The sequence below is a fragment of the Flexivirga oryzae genome (genome assembly GCF_014190805.1).
Taxonomy (GTDB): Bacteria; Actinomycetota; Actinomycetes; order Actinomycetales; family Dermatophilaceae; genus Flexivirga; species Flexivirga oryzae.
Genome location: NZ_JACHVQ010000001.1, coordinates 1,533,325 through 1,550,328 on the forward strand (window position 1 = coordinate 1,533,325; position 17,004 = coordinate 1,550,328).

Sequence of the window (17,004 nt, forward strand, 5' to 3'; positions counted from 1 at the left end):
GCGCCGGTGCACAGCGGATGCACAGGCCTTCGCAACCTGTTGACCATTCAAGTACCGCATCATGGTCCCATGACGACCCGAGACGACCGTCCTGCCGACGCACCCGGTGAAGGGACCCCGCGGCGTGCGGTGCTGTGCTCCGCCGGCCTCATCGGCGGACTCACGGTGGTGGCCGCGCTGGCCGGGTGTGGTGGGTCGAGCGCTGCCGATGCGGCCGGCAGCACCGGCGCCTCGGTGACGCACGGCGGCTCGGCAGGCGGTGCCGCCGAGAGCGTCGCGACGTCGAAGGTCCCGGTCGGCAGCGGCATCATCGACGACAACCTGCAGACGGTCATCACCCAGCCCACCAGCGGCGAGTTCAAGGCGTTCAACTACCTGTGCACGCACCAGCAGTGCCCGGTCTCGCAGATCCAGGGCGAGAAGATCATGTGCGCCTGCCACGGCAGCGAGTTCAGCATCAAGGACGGCTCCGTGCTGCAAGGACCCGCGACCAAGCCGCTGGAAGCCAAGACCGCGACGGTCAAGGGATCCCGGGTCGTCATCTCCTGAGCAGGCGTCCCGTAGTGCCGACGGTCGGTGGGTGGGGACGGGTTTTCGGTGCGAAGGTGTCCCGTGGTGCCGACGGTCGGTGGGTGGGGACGGGTTTTCGGCCCGAAGGTGTCCCGTGGTGCCGACGGTCGGTGGGTGGGGACGGGTTTTCGGTGCGAAGGCGTCCCGTAGTGCCGACGGTCGGTGGTTGGGGACGGGTTTCCGGCCCGGGGATGTCCCGTAGTGCCGACGGTCGGGGTGCGGGGACGGCGTCGGGGTGTCCGGGTGAGTCCATAGAGTGGAGTTGTGGCCGATCCTTCGTCATACCGCCCGAAGCCGGGGGAGATCCCGGTCGACCCCGGTGTCTACAAGTTCCGCGACAAGGACCGCCGGGTCATCTACGTCGGCAAGGCCAAATCGCTGCGCAGCCGGCTGTCGTCGTACTTCCAGGACATCGCGGCACTGCACCCGCGCACCCGCACCATGGTCACCACCGGAGCCAGCGTCGAATGGACCGTGGTGCGCAACGAGGTGGAGGCGCTGCAGCTCGAATACTCCTGGATCAAGGAGTTCGACCCGCGGTTCAACGTCAAGTACCGCGACGACAAGTCCTACCCCTACCTCGCGGTCACCATGGGCGAGGAGTTCCCCCGGGCGCAGGTGATGCGCGGGACCAAGCGCAAGGGCACCCGCTACTTCGGGCCCTACGCGCACGCGTGGGCGATCCGCGAGACGCTCGACCAGCTGCTGCGGGTCTTCCCGCTGCGCACCTGCAGCAGCGGCGTCTTCCGGCGCGCCGGGCAGGTCGGCCGGCCGTGCCTGCTGGGTTACATCGACAAGTGCTCGGCGCCCTGTGTCGGTCGGGTCACCCCGGAGGAGCACCGGGCGATCGCGGAGGAGTTCTGCGACTTCATGGCCGGCAACACCGGCCGGTTCGTCAAGCGGCTGGAGCGCGAAATGCGTGCTGCCAGCGACGAACTCGACTTCGAGACGGCCGCACGGCGACGGGACGACCTGCAGGCGCTGGAGAAGGCCCTGGAGCGGTCCGCGGTCGTGCTGCCGGACGCGACCGACGCCGACGTCTTCGGGATCGCCGACGACGAGCTGGAGGCCGCGGTGCAGGTCTTCCACGTGCGCGGTGGACGCATCCGTGGCCAGCGGGGCTGGGTGGTCGACAAGCAGAGTGAGGGTGATCTCGGGCTCGCCGAGGTGGTCGAGCGCTTGCTCGGGCAGGTGTATGGCGGGGAGTCTCCCGAAGGTGTGCCGCGTGAGGTGCTGGTGCCGGCGTTGCCGCCGGAGCCGGAGGCGATGGCAGATCTGCTGTCCGAGGTCCGCGGCGCGAACGTCGACCTGCGCGTGCCGCAGCGTGGTGACAAACACACGCTGATGGAAACGGTCAACCGCAACGCCACGCAGGCCCTCGCCCGGCACAAGGTGGCCCGCGCCGGTGACCTCACCGCGCGCAGCCAGGCGTTGCAGGACCTGCAGGACGCGCTCGAACTGCAGCAGGCGCCACTGCGCATCGAGTGCTTCGACGTCAGCCACGTGCAGGGCACCAACGTCGTCGCCTCGATGGTCGTCTTCGAGGACGGGCTGCCCCGCAAGGGCGAATACCGGCGGTTCATCGTGCGCGGCACCCCGCAGCCCGACGGGTCCGTCCGGGTCGACGACACCGCCGCCATGGACGAGATCCTCACCCGCCGGTTCCGGCACTACCTCGAGGACCGTGACAACGCCGGGGACATCGAGCTGGACGACACCGACGAGCCGTCACCGGGCAGTGGCCCGATCGACGAAACCACCGGCAAACCCAAGCGATTCGCCTACCCGCCGCAACTGGTGGTCGTCGACGGCGGCAAGCCGCAGGTGGACGCCGCGTCGCGCGCCCTGGAGGGCCTGGGCATCGACGACGTCGCCGTGGTCGGTCTGGCCAAACGACTCGAAGAGGTCTGGCTGCCCGGCGACGACTTCCCGGTGATCCTGCCGCGCACCAGTGACGGCCTCTACCTGTTGCAGCGGGTGCGCGACGAGGCGCACCGCTTCGCGATCACCTTCCACCGGCAGCGCCGATCCAAGGCGATGACGCGGTCGGCGCTGGACGACATACCCGGGCTGGGCGCAGTCCGTCGCAAGGCGCTGCTGAAGCAGTTCGGTTCGGTCAAGAGGCTCCGGGCGGCAACAGCGGACGAGATTGCCGCGGTGAAGGGCATCGGGCCCGCTCTCGCCGCTACGGTGCACTCACACCTGAAAGAAGATGGCGACGCGACACCTGCGGTCAACCTGACCACCGGTGAAGTGCTGGACGACAAGGAGACGATCCGATGACCACCTCGGAGGAGCCCCCGGCGGGGTCGCCGGAGCTGATCGTCGTCACGGGTATGAGCGGCGCGGGACGCACCACCGCCGCCAACGTGCTCGAGGACCGCGGGTGGTACGTCATCGACAACCTCCCGCCGCAACTGCTGGTCTCCATGGCGGACCTGCTCGCCAAGCAGAGCGTCGACAACCGTGACGACCTGCCGCGTCTGGCGGCCGTCGTCGACGTCCGGTCACGGGAGTTCTTCACCGACTTCCGGGAGGGCCTGGACCACCTGCGTGACGAGGGGTGGCGGCCGACGGTCATCTTCATGGACGCGACCGACGAGGCCTTGGTGCGCCGCTTCGAGTCGGTCCGCCGCCCGCACCCGCTGCAGGGCGAGGGCCGGCTGCTGGACGGCATCCAGGCAGAACGCGAAACCCTGCGTGACCTGCGCTCCACGGCCGACATCCTGATCGACACCAGCGGTCTCAACGTCCACCAGCTCAGCAGCAAGGTGCGCGAGTTCGTCGGCGGCGACGAGGGCCCGGCACTGCGCGTCGCGGTCATGTCGTTCGGGTTCAAGTACGGCATCCCGCTGGACGCCGACCTGGTCTTCGACATGCGCTTCCTGCCCAACCCGTTCTGGAACCCGCAGCTGCGGCCGCACACCGGCCAGGAGGCGATCGTCGCCGACTACGTGCTCGCCCAGCCCGGTGCCAAGGAGTTCCTCGACCGCACCCTGAGCCTGCTGGAGCCGATGACCGCCGGTTACCTGCGCGAGGGCCGCAGTTACGTGACGCTCGCCGTCGGGTGCACCGGTGGCAAGCACCGGTCCGTCGCGATGGCCGAGGCGCTCGCCGACAAGCTGAACTCCAGCCAGGTGAAGTCGATCGTCGTCCACCGCGACCTGGGGCGCGAATGAAGACCGCGGTCCGTCGCGCCCGCTCATCGCAGCGGAGTCGTCGATGACCCGGCGTCCGGCGATCGCCGCGCTCGGTGGCGGTCATGGTCTCTTCGCCTCGCTGCAGGCCCTGCAGCTGGTCACCGACAAGATCACCGCGATCGTCACGGTCGCCGACGACGGCGGCTCGAGCGGGCGGTTGCGGGAGGAGTTCGACATCCTGCCGCCCGGCGACCTGCGGATGGCGCTGGCGGCGCTGTGCGACAACTCCGAATGGGGCCTGCAGTGGGCCGACGCCCTGCAACACCGCTTCGCCGGTGACGGACCGCTCGGCGGCCACGCGCTGGGCAACCTGATCATCGCCTCGCTCTGGGACCTGCTGGGTGATCCGATCACCGGGCTCGACCTGGTCGGCCGGCTGCTCGGCGCGCGTGGGCGCGTGCTGCCGATGGCCGCCGAGCCGCTGCGCATCGAGGCCAGCGTGGTGGGCGCGGACCCGGACGACCCGGAAGCGGTCACCGAGATCATCGGTCAGGTCGAGGTCGCCACGACGCCGGGCCGGGTGCTCGGGGTGCGGCTGCACCCCGACCCGCCGCTGGCCTGCCAGGAGGCGATCGACGCGGTGTATGACGCCGACTGGGTGATCCTCGGCCCCGGTTCGTGGTTCACGTCGGTGATGCCGCACCTGCTGGTGCCCGACCTGCGGGAGGCGCTGGTGCACACCACCGCCAAACGGATGCTGACCCTCAACATGGTGATGAACACCGGTGAAACGAGCGGCTTCAGCGCCTCCGACCACCTCGAGGTGCTGGCCGCACACGCGCCCGAACTCCATCTCGACGTGGTGCTGGCCGACCCGAGCGTGGTCGCGGATCAGGGCGAACAACTGCGCAGCACGGCCGAATCGCTAGGCGCGGAAGTGGTTTTCGCCAACGTCGCCGACTCCGATCGACCGGGCGCACACGACACACTCCGGCTCGCAGCGGCCTATCGTGATGTGGTCGAGTGAACCTGCCGCACCTTACGGAGACGTAGCATGATCACCCCACGAAGTTTCTCCGAGCCTGCCTTGCTCCGGTAGCCTCGACAAGCTCAGGACATCGCTTCGCGGGGAACTCAGGGATGTGGACGCCGCCGCCAACTGCACGAGGAATTGAAACCAGATGTCGATGACCGCAGCCGTCAAGGACGAACTGAGCAGGTATGTCGTCACGAAGACGTGCTGCCGCAAGGCGGAGATCTCCGCGATGCTCCGGTTCGCGGGCGGCCTGCACATCATCGGTGGCCGGATCGTCATCGAGGCCGAGCTCGACACCGCCTCGGCGGCCCGCCGGTTGCGGCAGTCGATCGCCGACCTCTACGGCCAGACCCCGCAGGTGCTGGTGATGAGCGGCGGCGGCCTGCGCCGCGGCAGCCGGTACATCGTGCGGGTGGCGCAGGACGGCGAGGCGCTGGCGCGGCAGACCGGCCTGATCGACCACCGCGGGCGTCCCGTGCGCGGGCTGCCGCCGCGCGTGGTCAACGGTGCGGTGTGCGACTCCGAGGCGGCGTGGCGGGGCGCGTTCCTCGCCCACGGCTCGCTCACCGAGCCCGGTCGCTCGTCCTCGATGGAGATCACCTGCCCGGGCCAGGAGGCAGCGCTCGCGCTCGTCGGGGCGGCCCGCCGGCTCGGCGTGCAGTCCAAGGCGCGTGACGTGCGCGGGGTCGACCGCGTCGTCATCCGGGACGGCGACGCCATCGGCGTCATGCTCACCCGGCTCGGCGCGACCGATGCGTTCATGGCGTGGGAGGAACGCCGGATGCGCCGGGAGGTGCGGGCGACCGCCAACCGGCTGGCCAACTTCGACGACGCCAACCTGCGCCGCTCGGTCGAGGCGGCCGTGCAGGCCGGCACCCGCGTCGAGCGGGCCCTGGAGATCCTCGGCGAGGAGGTGCCCGACCACCTGGCAGAGGCCGGCCGACTCCGGTTGACGCACAAGGAGTCCAGCCTCGAGGAGCTCGGGCAGAAGGCGGAGCCGCCGCTCACCAAGGACGCGGTCGCCGGCCGGATCCGCCGGCTGCTGGCGATGGCCGACAAGCGGGCGGCCGACCTCGGCATACCCAACACCGAGGCGGCCCTGTCGGGGGACCTGCTCGACGGCTGACCCGGTATGACGTGACGAGGGCCACGTCCGACCGGCGGACGATCGGCGGAGGTGGTTCGGGTTACCGGCCGGTCATCCCATAGGGTCGTGCTTGTGTGGCGTGGGCTCATGGCACGCGTCGCGCAAACCCTCTTGACCCCATACCCCTGACAGATGAGAAAGGGATGAGTCGCCTGTGACCGTCCGCGTGGGAATCAATGGCTTCGGCCGCATCGGCCGCAACTTCTTCCGGGCCGTCGTCGCGTCCGGTGCCGACATCGAGGTCGTGGGCGTCAACGACCTGACCGACAACGAGTCACTCGCGCTGCTGCTGAAGTACGACTCGATCCTGGGCCGTTTCCCCGGTGACGTGTCCGCCACGGACACCGACATCACCGCCGGCGACGCGACCTTCAAGGCGTTCGCCGAGCGCGACCCCGCCAAGCTGCCGTGGGGCGACCTGGGCGCCGACATCGTCATCGAGTCGACCGGCATCTTCACCGACGCCACCAAGGCGAAGGTGCACGTCGACAACGGCGCCAAGAAGGTCATCATCTCGGCGCCGGCGAAGAACGAGGACATCACCATCGTGATGGGTGTCAACGACGGCGACTACGACGCGTCGAACCACACGATCATCTCCAACGCGTCCTGCACCACCAACTGCCTCGGCCCGATGGCCAAGGCGCTGCACGACGAGTTCGGCATCGTCAAGGGCCTGATGACGACCATCCACGCCTACACGCAGGACCAGAACCTCCAGGACGGACCGCACAAGGACGCCCGCCGGGCCCGCGCCGCCGCCCTCAACATCGTCCCCACGTCGACCGGTGCCGCCAAGGCCATCGGCCTGGTGCTGCCGGAGCTGAAGGGCAAACTGGACGGCTACGCGCTGCGCGTCCCGACCCCGACCGGGTCGGCCACCGACCTCACCTTCGAGGCGGGTCGCGAGACCACCGTCGAAGAGGTCAACGCGGCCGTGGAGAAGGCCGCCGACGGCCGGATCCTGCGCTACACCAGCGACCCGATCGTCTCCTCCGACATCGTGACCGACCCGGCGTCGTGCATCTTCGACTCGGGCCTGACCAAGGTCATCGGCAACCAGGTCAAGGTCGTCGGCTGGTACGACAACGAGTGGGGTTACTCCAACCGGCTGGCCGACCTCGTGCAGCTGGTCGGGCAGAGCCTCTGACGCGCGACCGTTCTGGGCGAGGAGCTGGAGAACCGATGCGAACGATCGACGACCTGGGCAATCTCACCGGCAAGACGGTGCTGGTCCGCAGCGACCTGAACGTCCCGCTGAACGACGCGGGGGAGATCACCGACGACGGGCGGGTGCGGGCCTCCGTGCCGACCATCAAACGGCTGGCCGATGCGGGTGCCCGGGTCGTCGTGTGCGCCCACCTGGGCCGTCCGAAGGGCACGCCGGAGCAGAAGTACTCGTTGCGGCCGGTCGCGGACCGGCTGTCCGAGCTGCTCGACGACCCGGTGCTGTTCGCCACGGACACGGTGGGTGAGTCGGCGAACGAAACCGTCGACAAGCTGCACAAGGGCCAGGTCGCCCTGCTGGAGAACCTGCGGTTCAACCCGGGGGAGACCAGCAAGGACGACGCCGAGCGCGGCGCGTTCGCCGACCAGCTCAGTCACCTGGCCGACGCCTACGTCTCCGACGGGTTCGGCGTGGTGCACCGCAAGCAGGCCAGCGTCTACGACATCGCGCAGCGGCTGCCGCACGCGTCGGGCACCCTGGTCGAGACCGAGGTCGGTGTGCTCCGGCAGCTGACCGAGGCACCGCAGCGCCCGTATGCCGTGGTGCTCGGCGGGGCCAAGGTCAGCGACAAGCTGGGCGTCATCGAGAACCTGCTCAGCAAGGCCGATCTGCTGCTGATCGGCGGCGGCATGGTCTTCACGTTCCTGGCCGCCCAGGGCCACGAGGTCGGCAAGAGCCTGCTGGAGCAGGACCAGATCGAACGGGTCAAGGGTTACCTGTCGGACGCCGAGCAGCGCGGGGTGAAGATCGTGCTGCCGTCCGACATCGTGGCCGCGACCGAGTTCTCCGCGGATGCCGATCACGAGGTCGTGGCCGCGGACGCCATACCCGCCGACCGGATGGGGCTGGACATCGGACCGGGGTCCGCCCGGCAGTTCGCCGAGGTCATCCGTGGGGCCAGGACGGTCTTCTGGAACGGCCCGATGGGTGCCTTCGAGATGCAGCCGTACGCCGACGGCACCAAGGTGGTCGCGCAGGCCCTGTCGGATGCGACCAAGGACGGCACGCTGACCGTTGTCGGCGGTGGTGACTCCGCCGCCGCGGTGCGGCAGCTCGGCTTCGCCGACGACGCCTTCGGCCACATCTCCACCGGTGGTGGTGCGAGCCTCGAACTGCTCGAGGGCAAGACCCTGCCCGGCCTGAGCGTGCTGGAGGGCTGAGCGGTGGCGGACAACAAGGACCAGCAGGCCGGACGCGTCCCGCTCATCGCGGGCAACTGGAAGATGAACCTCGACCACCAGCAGGCGACCGTGCTGGTGCAGAAGCTCGACTGGACGCTGAAGGACAAGCGACACGACCACGCCGAGACCGAGATCGCCGTCATCCCGCCATACACCGATCTGCGCTCGGTGCAGACGCTGATCGACGGTGACAAGCTGAAGCTGAAGCTGGGTGCGCAGGACCTGTCGCAGCACGACTCCGGCGCCTATACCGGGGACATCTCCGGCGAGTTCCTGGCCAAGCTGGGCTGCGACTACGTCGTCGTCGGGCACAGTGAGCGCCGCACCATCCACGGCGAAACGGACGAGATCGTCGGCGCCAAGGTGCAGGCGGCGTTCCGGCACGACCTGACGCCGATCCTGTGCGTCGGTGAGTCCTTGGAGGTCCGCAAGGAGGGGCGCCAGGTCGAGCACATCGTCGGTCAGTTGACGGCCGACCTGGCCGGCGTTCCGGCGAAGGATGTCGCGACCATGGTCGTCGCCTACGAGCCGATCTGGGCGATCGGCACCGGGGAGGTCGCGACGCCCGATGACGCCCAGGAGGCGTGCGCGGCGCTGCGCGACACGGTGGCCGAGCTCTACTCCGGTGACGTCGCCGACCAGGTCCGCTTCCTCTACGGCGGCTCGGTCAAGTCGGGCAACGTCGCCTCGATCATGGCCAGGGACGACGTCGACGGCGCGCTCGTCGGCGGCGCCTCCCTGGACGCGGCCGAGTTCGCCTCGATCTGCCGGTTCAAGGCGCACCAGGGAGTGCTCTGACCCCACGAAGTCTCTCCTCCGCTGCGCTCCCCGAATACCCTTCGGCGGGGTCGGGACTGCGCTTCGCGGGGGTCCTGTCCAGATTTACGTATGATCACAGGTAATCTGGTTCCCGGTGTCGCCTCGTGCGCGCCATCCGAAGTTCTCGACGTGAAGGTGTCTCCAGCGTGGACGTCATGCGCATCGCTCTCCAGGCGGTCGTGGTCATCAGCGGTTTGTTCCTGGTGTTGCTGATCCTGATGCACAAGGGCAAGGGCGGGGGCCTGTCCGACATGTTCGGTGGCGGTGTCAGCAGCAGCCTCGGGGGCTCGTCGATCGCGGAGCGCAACCTCAACCGGTTGACGGTCATGGTGAGCATCGTCTGGCTCGCTGCGATCGTCGGGCTCGGTCTCGTTGCGCGCTTCCAGTAGTCCTCATCCCCATTTCTTCGCTGTCAAGGAGCAATCGTGGCCGGTGCCAATGCAATTCGAGGTAGTCGAGTCGGCGCCGGACCGATGGGTGAGGCGGAGCGTGGTGAGGCTGCTCCCCGCGTAGTCATCTCCTACTGGTGCGCCAACGGGCACGAGACCCGGCCGAGCTTCGCGCAGGAGCCCGGCCTCGCCGTTCCGGAGATCTGGGACTGCCCGCGATGCGGGTTCCCCGCCGGCCAGGACCAGGAGAACCCGCCGGCGCCGCCGCGGGCCGAGCCGTACAAGACGCACCTGGCCTACGTGAAGGAGCGGCGCAGCGACGAGGAGGGCGCGGTCATCCTCGACGAGGCGCTCGACACGCTGCGCCAGCGGGGCCTGATCAAGTAGCCGCACCCGCGGCCGCCAGCTCGGCGATCACGATCTTCTGCATTCCCAACAGGGCCTGCACGGCCGCCGGACCCGTCATCAGCCGGTCCAGCTGCGCGGGCAGGATCTGCCAGCTGAGGCCGTACCTGTCCTTGCACCAGCCGCACTGCTCCGCTTCCGGCACCGCCGACAGGGCGTCCCAGTAGCGGTCGATCTCCGCCTGGTCGGCACAGGAGACGGTGAGCGAGAGCGCCTCGTTGAAGGTGAAGGCTGGTCCACCGTCGAGGCAGACGAACTGCATGCCGTCCAGGGTGAAGCGTCCGTTGAGGACCTTGCCCGCCATACCGGTGAAGTGCTCGGAGAGCGACTCGTCGGGGTAGCGCACGATGGCGTCGATGTGTGAGTCGGGGAAGAGGTCGACGTAGAAGTTCATCGCTTCCTCGGCGTCGTCGTCGAACCAGAGGCAGGGTCGCAGCGAGGTCTCCAGTGCTGCCATCAGACCGCTCCGTCCGTGAGCAGGGCGTCGAGCTTGGCGTAGCCGTCGTTGACGCCGACCTCCATACCGCTGGCCAGCCAGCCGTCGCGGGCCTCGAACGAGTCGACCAGGGACTGCGCGTGCAGCCGGGTGCGCCCGTCGCCGAGGTCCTCGAAGGTGAGGGTCTCCAGGGAGACGCCCTCCGGCATACCCTCCCAGGTGAACGTCTGCACGACGCGCACGTCCGACACCTCGTGGAAGCTGCCGTGGAACGCGTGCTCCTCGGCTCCCCGCTTGTTCAGGAAACGCCAACTGCCGCCGGTGCGCGCGTCCCAGTAGTCGATCTCGGTCGTCACGTCGTCGGGTCCGACCCAGCGCGCATAGAGATCGGGGTCGGTGTGCGCTCTCACCAATTGCGCTGGTGTTGCGTGGAAATCACGGGTGATCCGGATGACGGGCACCCGCTCGTCCGCTTCGATGACGGCTGCCGGATAGGTCGTGGGGTTCATGATGCGGTGCCTTCCTGTGTGCTCGGGGTGTCGCGGTGGTTGAGTTCGTCGAGCACCGCGTCCAACCGCTGGTAACGCTGCTCGGCCTGCTGCTGGTAGCGCTCTATCCACTTGCTCATCAGGTCGAAGACCTCTGCTTCCAGATGGACCGGACGCCGCTGGGCGTCCTTGGTGCGGGTGACCAGGCCGGCTCCCTCGAGCACCTTGAGGTGCTTGGAGACCGCCTGCAGGCTCACGTCGTACGGCGCGGCCAGTTCGCTCACCGTCGCGTCGGCGATCGTCAGCCTGGCGACGATGTCGCGTCGCGTCGGGTCGGAGAGTGCCGCGAACACCTGGGACAACCGATCCATCACTCGACCCTTCTGAGACTCAACCGATTGGTTTAGTACGACGAGCATGACGCACCGATCGCTTGTTGTCAACCAATCGGTTTAACAACGAAATCAGGTGGAGCAGGTGGAGAGGGAGTGGCTATGGTCGGCACATGCAGCGCGTTCAGCGATTTCGGTGCCCTCGACCGGTGGTCGGTCGTGGGCTCGCTCGCACCCGCAGCTGAGGTCCGCCGCGCCGGTCGAGGGAGCAGCCATCCCGACCAGACCGGACCAAGGACCTTCGATGACGACCTACCTGACCTCTGCACAACTACGCGCTGCCCTGCAGCTGCGTGACCTGACCGATCCCGCTGCCGGCCCGCACGCGATGCAGCTGCTGACCGACGACATCGTCCGCGCGATGGCCGAGCGGGGTGACAGCCGCGTGCGGCCCGTGCGGCACAGCCCGCTGGTGTCCGTCGCGGCCAACTATGACTCACTCGGCTACGGTCCGACGGATGTCACTCGCAATGAACGCTATTCGCGGTACGTGAGCCCGACGGTCATGCTGCGCAGCCACACCAGCGCGATGCTGCCGCCGGTGCTCGCACAGCACGATGGCGCCGACAACGTGCTGTATGCCGCCGCGGGCCTGGCCTACCGCCGCGATGCCATCGACCGGACACACACCGGCGAGCCGCACCAGCTCGACCTGTGGTGGGTGACACGTGACGCCCCGCAGCAGCGCGAGGGACTGATCGCGAGACTCGGGACGATCGCGGACGCGGTGCTGCCCGGCTGCCGCTGGCGGGTGACGGACTCGCCGCACAGCTACACGACCGACGGCCTGCAACTCGACGTGCTCGATCCCGGCGACGGTGAGTGGCTGGAGCTGGCCGAGGGCGGGCTGATCGCCCCCAGGCTGCTGGCGGCCGCCGGGTTGCCGCCCGCGGGCTGGTCCGGGGTTGCCGCGGGCGTCGGACTGGACCGGGCGTTGATGGTCCGCAAACAGATCCCGGACATTCGGCTGCTGCGCTCCACGGATCCACGGGTGTCCGCTCAGCTGCTGGATCTCGCGCCATACCAGCCGGTCTCGCTGATGCCGGCCGCGAGCCGGGATCTGTCCGTCGTGGTCGCCTGGGGGACGGACGAAGAGGTCCTGGGTGATCGGGTCCGGATGGCGCTCGGCGACCGGGCAGCGGATCTGGAGTCGGTCGAGCTGGTGTCGTTGACGTCGTACGACGATCTTCCCGCGAGCGCGCGGCGACGGCTCGGGATCGGGCTCGGGCAGGCGAATGCGCTGGTCCGGCTGACCCTGCGGCCGATCGAGCGCACGCTGACCTCCGCGCAGGCCAATCGGATCCGTGACGCGGTGTACCTGGCGATCCACGAAGGACCGGTCCAGGAACTCATCTGTGGCTGACCGGAACCGTGCCGTCGATGCTCGCGTCGACTCAGTAGAGTCTGCGCCGAAGCCGATACGAGTTTGAGGGGACACCCGTGAGCAACAACGATCCATACGCCAGCCCGCAGGGCGATCAGCCGCACTACGGCCAGCAACCGCAGTACGGGCAGCAGCCCCAGTACGGCCAGCAACCCCAGTACGGGCAGCAGCCGCAGTACGGCCAGCCGCAGTACGGAGCGCCGCAGGGTTACGGTCAGCCGCTGCAGGCGCCGTACGGACAGCAGCCCTACTACGGTGGGCCGCAGCAGTTCGGCGCCACCCTGCCGCCGTTGGCGCACTGGGGTCAGCGCGTGGGGGCGTACCTCATCGACGGGCTCGTGCTGCTGCCGGGCTACCTGCTCATCATCCCCGGCTACGTCCAGCTCGTGTCGTCGACGACGACCTCGCGGCGGTGCTTCGACTACAGCGATCCGAACACCTGCTACACGGTGAACCACAGCGGCTCGATCTCGCCGGCCTTCGTGCTGCTGATGCTGTTGGGGTTCGTCGTGATGTTCGGGCTGCTGATCTGGAACCGCTGGATCAAGGGCGGCAAGGGACAGTCGATCGGCAAGAAGGCGCTGGGCATCACCCTGGTCAGCGAGCAGACGCTTGCGCCGATCGGCGGCGGAAAGGCGTTCCTGCGCGACCTCGCGCACATGCTGGACAGCTTCTTGTGCGATCTGGGTTACCTGTGGCCGCTGTGGGACTCCAAGCGGCAGACGTTCTCCGACAAGATCGTCGGCACCCTCGTGGTGCAGGGTCCCCCACCGGGAGGGGAGAAGCGCTGACCCGGAGTCACTCCCGGTAGTTCTCGACGACGTCCGCGGTCCGCTCGGTCGCGTCGCTGGGATCCTGGTCGAACTCGCGCCTGGCCTGCCGCTGCCGCAGCAGGTCCCACAGCCGGTCCAGCTGAACCTCGGTCTCGCGCAGCTGGGCGTGTTCTTCCGGTGCGCTGATCTCACCCTTGCCGAGCTTGGTGCGCAGTTCGTGCTCCGTCGCGATCAGCTCGTTGATGTGCTCGTGGATGCTGTCGTCGTCCATGCCACTCATCGTGGCACGAGACGCCGCTCACCACACGACCCTTTCCGGTCCCGTGCTGGGAGGGTGTCAGTCCGGGTCAGGGAGATGGGCCGCGGCTGCGTCGTCCAGCCACCAGACGGTCGACTCGGTGCCGTGCACTCCGCTGGCCGGGACGTCCCAGCGGTCCGCCCCGGGCGCGAGCGCGGCCGCGACCGCGTCGGCCTTCTCCGCCCCGGAGACCATCAGCCACACCGCACGGCTGCGGGCCAGGCACTCGAACGTCAGCGACACCCTGTCCGGCGGGGGTTTGGGGGAGTCGTGCACGGCGATCGCGATCGCACCCTCGGTGCGCTGCGCCGGGTGGTGCGGGAAGAGCGAGGCGACGTGCCCGTCCGGGCCCATCCCGAACATCGTCACGTCGAACATCCCATCGCCGACGTCCCGGATGGCGTCGGAGTATGCCGTGGCAGCTGCCTCGGCGTCGGGCACCGAGTCGGGACCGGCGACCCGGTGCACATTTTCCGGGGGCACCGGAAGTGCATCCAGTGCCGCCCGGTCGGCCTCGACGTCGTTGCGCTCGGACGAGCCGGACGGCACGAACCGTTCGTCCCCCCACCAGAAGTGCACCTTCGACCAGTCGATGCCGGTGGCGCCCGGCAGCGACTGCAGCGACAGGCCGCCCATCGAGCCGCCGGTGAGCACGATGTGCGCGACACCGCGATCACGCTGTGCGGCGATGATTGCGATGACCAGCTCGTCGGAGATCGCCTTGCCGAGCTCGTCCTTGGAAGTGCGTCGCTCGATTGTCATCTTCACCTTCCTCGCGCGTTGGTGACCTTCGGTAGTCCCTTCACCAGTGCCTCACGGTAGACCTCGTCGGCACCGAGGCGGCTGAGTTCCTCGGCGAGCGATTCCGCGGTGCCGGGGCGGGTCAGGTCGAGTCGGCGCTCCGGTTGCCCGGGCTGGGTGAGGGTGCCGGTGCGCCGGTCCGGCCGGTCCAGCTCGATCGGGCCGGACCTGCGCTCCATGCGGACATGCACCAGCCCGGTCCCCGGAGCGGACTTGGCACGCCGCACCGGACACTTGAGCCGTGCCGCCAGCCAGCCCGCGAGCAGGTCGGTGCTGGCCGAGTCGGACGCGCCGGTCACCGTCACGGAGGTCACCGGCTCGAACGGCGGCAGATCGAGGGCCGTCGCGAGCAGACCACGCCATCGGGTGGCGCGGGCCCACGCCATGTCGGTGTCACCGTCCGCGTATTCGGCCCGCCTGCGCTGCAACGCCTTCCGCGGGTCCTTCGCCAATGATGCGTCCGTGATGCGGCGTCCGGCCAGCTGGCCGATGGGGGAGGATGCCACGTCCTGGGCGGCGCCGGGCCACCACGCCACGATCGGGGTGTCGGCGGCGAGCAACGGGGTGACGACGCTCGCGCCGTGTTTCGTCAGCTCGCCGTACATCCGCAGCACGACGATCTCGCTGCCGCCGGCGGAGTTCCCGACGCGCACCTGGGCGTCCAGCCTGCTGGCGCCCCGCGCAGCTCCCGAGACGAGCGCGATGATGCGGCTCGGGTGCTGCCTGCTGGCCTGGATCGCGGATTCGACCGCGGCGTCGGCGTCGGCCTCGTCGACGACGATGATCAGCGTCATCACCCGGCCCAGCGCCACCGCGCCGGTCTCGTTGCGCAACCGGACCAGTTGCTTGCTGATGTCCTTGGTCGTGGTGCCCGGCAGATCGGTGATCACGGCAGCCTCCACTCGCGCCCGTCACGGGCGAGCAGGTCGTGGGCGCTCTGCGGTCCCCAACTGCCCGACTCGTAGCACTCCGGGTGCCCTCTACGCGCCCAGAAGCGCTCCACGGGATCCAGGATGCGCCAGGACAACTCGACCTCCTCGTGCCGCGGGAAGAGCGGCGGATCCCCGAGCAGCATGTCCAGGATGAGCCGCTCGTACGCCTCCGGGCTGGACTCGGTGAAGGCGCTGCCGTAACTGAAATCCATTGTCACGTCACGCACTTCCATGGATCCCGCGCCCGGCACCTTGGACCCGAAGCGCAGCGTCGTGCCTTCGTCGGGCTGCACCCGGATCACGATGGCGTTCTGACCCAGCTCCTCGGTGGCGGTGTCCGTGAACGGCAGGTGCGGAGCCCGTTTGAACACCACCGCGATCTCACTCACCCGCTTCCCGAGCCGCTTGCCGGTGCGCAGGTAGAACGGCACCCCCGCCCAACGGCGGGTGTGCACCTGCAGTTTCAGGGCGGCATACGTCTCGGTCGTCGACCTCGGGTCGATGCCGTCCTCGTCGAGGTAGCCGACGACCTTCTCGCTGCCCTGCCAGCCGGCCGTGTACTGCCCCCGCGCGGTCGCCGTGGCCAAGTCGTCGGGCAGCCGGACCGCGGCCAGCACCTTCTCCTTCTCGGCACGCAACTCGTTGGCACCGAAGGAGTTCGGTTGCTCCATGGCGGTCAGCGCGAGCAACTGCAGCAGGTGGTTCTGGATGACGTCCCGCGCAGCGCCGATGCCGTCGTAGTAGCCGGCGCGCCCGGCGATGCCGATGTCCTCGGCCATCGTGATCTGCACATGATCGACGTAGTGGGCGTTCCAGACCGGTTCGAACAGCTGGTTCGCGAAGCGCAGGGCTAGCAGGTTCTGCACTGTCTCCTTGCCCAGGTAGTGATCGATGCGGAAGATGGCGTCGGCCGGAAACACCCGTTCCACAGTCGAATTGAGCTCCCTGGCGCTGGCCAGGTCGTGCCCGAACGGCTTCTCGATGACGACCCGACGCCACGAGTCGTCGTCCGGTGACGCGAGACCGGAACGATCCAGCTGGGAGCAGACCGTCTCGAACGCGCCCGGTGGGATGGACAGGTAGAAGCCGGCGTTCCCGCCCGTGCCGCGCTCCGCATCCAGCTTCTCCAGGGTGCGGGCAAGCTCGTCGAACGCCGCGTCGTCGTCGAACGTACCTCGGACGAAACGCAATCCGTCGGCGAGGTTGCGCCACGCCTCCTCGCGGAAGGGTGTGCGGGCACCTGCCTTGACCTCGTCGCGGACGATCTCGGCGAACTTCGCGTCGTCCCAGTCGCGCCGGGCGAATCCGATGAGTGAGAAGCCCGGCGGTAGCAGGCCGCGGTTGGTCAGGTCGTAGATCGCGGGGAGCAACTTCTTGCGGGCCAGGTCGCCGGTGACACCGAACATCACCAGGGCGCAGGGTCCGGCTATCTGTGGCAACCGGAGGTCGTCGGCCTGACGGAGCGGATTGTTACCACGCGTCACGCGCGCTGGACTCATCTGTCTTCCTTCCGAAATCGTTGAAGGAGCAAAGCATCGGGCGGCGTCGCGGGGAACCGGAAGGTTCGGCGCGACGCCGCCCGTGC

Annotated in this window: 19 protein-coding genes; 12 read left to right on the forward strand and 7 right to left on the reverse strand. The window is 68.8% G+C overall.

Annotation, left to right across the window (positions count from 1 at the left end):
* The first annotated feature begins 69 nt into the window (after nucleotides 1-69).
* The 10 genes from FHU39_RS07030 to FHU39_RS07075 all read left to right on the forward strand — a co-directional run bounded on the left by FHU39_RS07030 (nucleotide 70) and on the right by FHU39_RS07075 (nucleotide 9,897).
* Nucleotides 70-549 carry a Rieske (2Fe-2S) protein gene (locus tag FHU39_RS07030; protein ID WP_183319688.1) on the forward strand — a complete coding sequence of 160 codons (480 nt, stop codon included), beginning with the start codon at nucleotides 70-72 and terminating at the stop codon, nucleotides 547-549.
* Between the two features lie 285 nt (nucleotides 550-834).
* Nucleotides 835-2,853 carry an excinuclease ABC subunit UvrC gene (uvrC, locus tag FHU39_RS07035; RefSeq protein ID WP_183319689.1) on the forward strand — a complete coding sequence of 673 codons (2,019 nt, stop codon included), beginning with the start codon at nucleotides 835-837 and terminating at the stop codon, nucleotides 2,851-2,853.
* Nucleotides 2,850-3,749 (forward strand): RNase adapter RapZ, encoded by a 900-nt coding sequence (gene rapZ, locus FHU39_RS07040; RefSeq protein WP_183319690.1) that lies wholly within the window; start codon nucleotides 2,850-2,852, stop codon nucleotides 3,747-3,749. Before uvrC ends, rapZ begins: the two co-directional genes overlap by 4 nt.
* Before the next feature lie 43 nt (nucleotides 3,750-3,792).
* Complete coding sequence (locus tag FHU39_RS07045) at nucleotides 3,793-4,737, forward strand: gluconeogenesis factor YvcK family protein (RefSeq protein WP_183319691.1); 945 nt, start codon at nucleotides 3,793-3,795, stop codon at nucleotides 4,735-4,737.
* Between the two features lie 154 nt (nucleotides 4,738-4,891).
* Nucleotides 4,892-5,872 (forward strand): DNA-binding protein WhiA, encoded by a 981-nt coding sequence (whiA, locus tag FHU39_RS07050; protein ID WP_183319692.1) that lies wholly within the window; start codon nucleotides 4,892-4,894, stop codon nucleotides 5,870-5,872.
* A gap of 175 nt (nucleotides 5,873-6,047) precedes the next feature.
* Entirely contained in the window at nucleotides 6,048-7,043 is a 996-nt protein-coding gene (gap, locus tag FHU39_RS07055; protein ID WP_183319693.1) for a type I glyceraldehyde-3-phosphate dehydrogenase, read from the forward strand.
* Nucleotides 7,044-7,078: 35 nt separating this feature from the next.
* On the forward strand, nucleotides 7,079-8,281 hold the full coding sequence (locus FHU39_RS07060; protein ID WP_183319694.1) for a phosphoglycerate kinase: 1,203 nt from the start codon (nucleotides 7,079-7,081) through the stop codon (nucleotides 8,279-8,281).
* A 3-nt stretch (nucleotides 8,282-8,284) separates the two neighbouring features.
* Nucleotides 8,285-9,100, forward strand: a complete 816-nt coding sequence (gene tpiA / locus FHU39_RS07065; RefSeq protein WP_343065770.1) for a triose-phosphate isomerase — start codon at nucleotides 8,285-8,287, stop codon at nucleotides 9,098-9,100.
* Between the two features lie 167 nt (nucleotides 9,101-9,267).
* Nucleotides 9,268-9,510, forward strand: coding sequence for a preprotein translocase subunit SecG (gene secG / locus FHU39_RS07070; RefSeq protein WP_183319695.1), 243 nt, complete (start codon nucleotides 9,268-9,270; stop codon nucleotides 9,508-9,510).
* A gap of 36 nt (nucleotides 9,511-9,546) precedes the next feature.
* Nucleotides 9,547-9,897, forward strand: a complete 351-nt coding sequence (locus tag FHU39_RS07075; protein ID WP_183319696.1) for an RNA polymerase-binding protein RbpA — start codon at nucleotides 9,547-9,549, stop codon at nucleotides 9,895-9,897.
* On the opposite strand, the gene FHU39_RS07080 is transcribed toward FHU39_RS07075, so the two are convergent.
* Genes FHU39_RS07080 through FHU39_RS07090 form a run of 3 tightly spaced genes read right to left on the reverse strand, consistent with a single transcriptional unit; the run spans nucleotide 9,890 to nucleotide 11,210 of the window.
* Complete coding sequence (locus tag FHU39_RS07080) at nucleotides 9,890-10,372, reverse strand: VOC family protein (RefSeq protein WP_221185162.1); 483 nt, start codon at nucleotides 10,370-10,372, stop codon at nucleotides 9,890-9,892. The two genes, FHU39_RS07075 and FHU39_RS07080, sit on opposite strands and share 8 nt — an antisense overlap.
* Entirely contained in the window at nucleotides 10,372-10,860 is a 489-nt protein-coding gene (locus FHU39_RS07085; protein ID WP_183319697.1) for an SRPBCC family protein, read from the reverse strand. The genes FHU39_RS07080 and FHU39_RS07085 overlap by 1 nt, the downstream gene beginning before the upstream one ends.
* Nucleotides 10,857-11,210, reverse strand: a complete 354-nt coding sequence (locus FHU39_RS07090) for an ArsR/SmtB family transcription factor (protein WP_221185163.1) — start codon at nucleotides 11,208-11,210, stop codon at nucleotides 10,857-10,859. Before FHU39_RS07090 ends, FHU39_RS07085 begins: the two co-directional genes overlap by 4 nt.
* A 265-nt stretch (nucleotides 11,211-11,475) precedes the next feature.
* Here FHU39_RS07090 and srmL point away from each other — a divergent pair, with 265 nt between their 5' ends.
* Both srmL and FHU39_RS07100 read left to right on the forward strand, forming a co-directional pair.
* Entirely contained in the window at nucleotides 11,476-12,594 is a 1,119-nt protein-coding gene (srmL, locus tag FHU39_RS07095; protein ID WP_183319699.1) for a PheS-related mystery ligase SrmL, read from the forward strand.
* 77 nt (nucleotides 12,595-12,671) lie between these two features.
* Entirely contained in the window at nucleotides 12,672-13,406 is a 735-nt protein-coding gene (locus tag FHU39_RS07100; RefSeq protein ID WP_183319700.1) for an RDD family protein, read from the forward strand.
* A 7-nt stretch (nucleotides 13,407-13,413) separates the two neighbouring features.
* On the opposite strand, the gene FHU39_RS07105 is transcribed toward FHU39_RS07100, so the two are convergent.
* From FHU39_RS07105 to zwf, 4 genes are all read right to left on the reverse strand, one after another.
* The gene (locus FHU39_RS07105; RefSeq protein WP_183319701.1) at nucleotides 13,414-13,659 is read right to left on the reverse strand and encodes a DUF2630 family protein; all 246 of its coding nucleotides are present in this window, start codon (nucleotides 13,657-13,659) and stop codon (nucleotides 13,414-13,416) included.
* 66 nt (nucleotides 13,660-13,725) lie between these two features.
* Nucleotides 13,726-14,448 (reverse strand): 6-phosphogluconolactonase, encoded by a 723-nt coding sequence (gene pgl / locus FHU39_RS07110; RefSeq protein ID WP_183319702.1) that lies wholly within the window; start codon nucleotides 14,446-14,448, stop codon nucleotides 13,726-13,728.
* A 2-nt stretch (nucleotides 14,449-14,450) separates the two neighbouring features.
* Entirely contained in the window at nucleotides 14,451-15,377 is a 927-nt protein-coding gene (locus FHU39_RS07115; protein WP_183319703.1) for a glucose-6-phosphate dehydrogenase assembly protein OpcA, read from the reverse strand.
* Nucleotides 15,374-16,918, reverse strand: coding sequence for a glucose-6-phosphate dehydrogenase (zwf, locus tag FHU39_RS07120; RefSeq protein WP_183319704.1), 1,545 nt, complete (start codon nucleotides 16,916-16,918; stop codon nucleotides 15,374-15,376). The genes FHU39_RS07115 and zwf overlap by 4 nt, the downstream gene beginning before the upstream one ends.
* Nucleotides 16,919-17,004 lie beyond the last annotated feature (86 nt).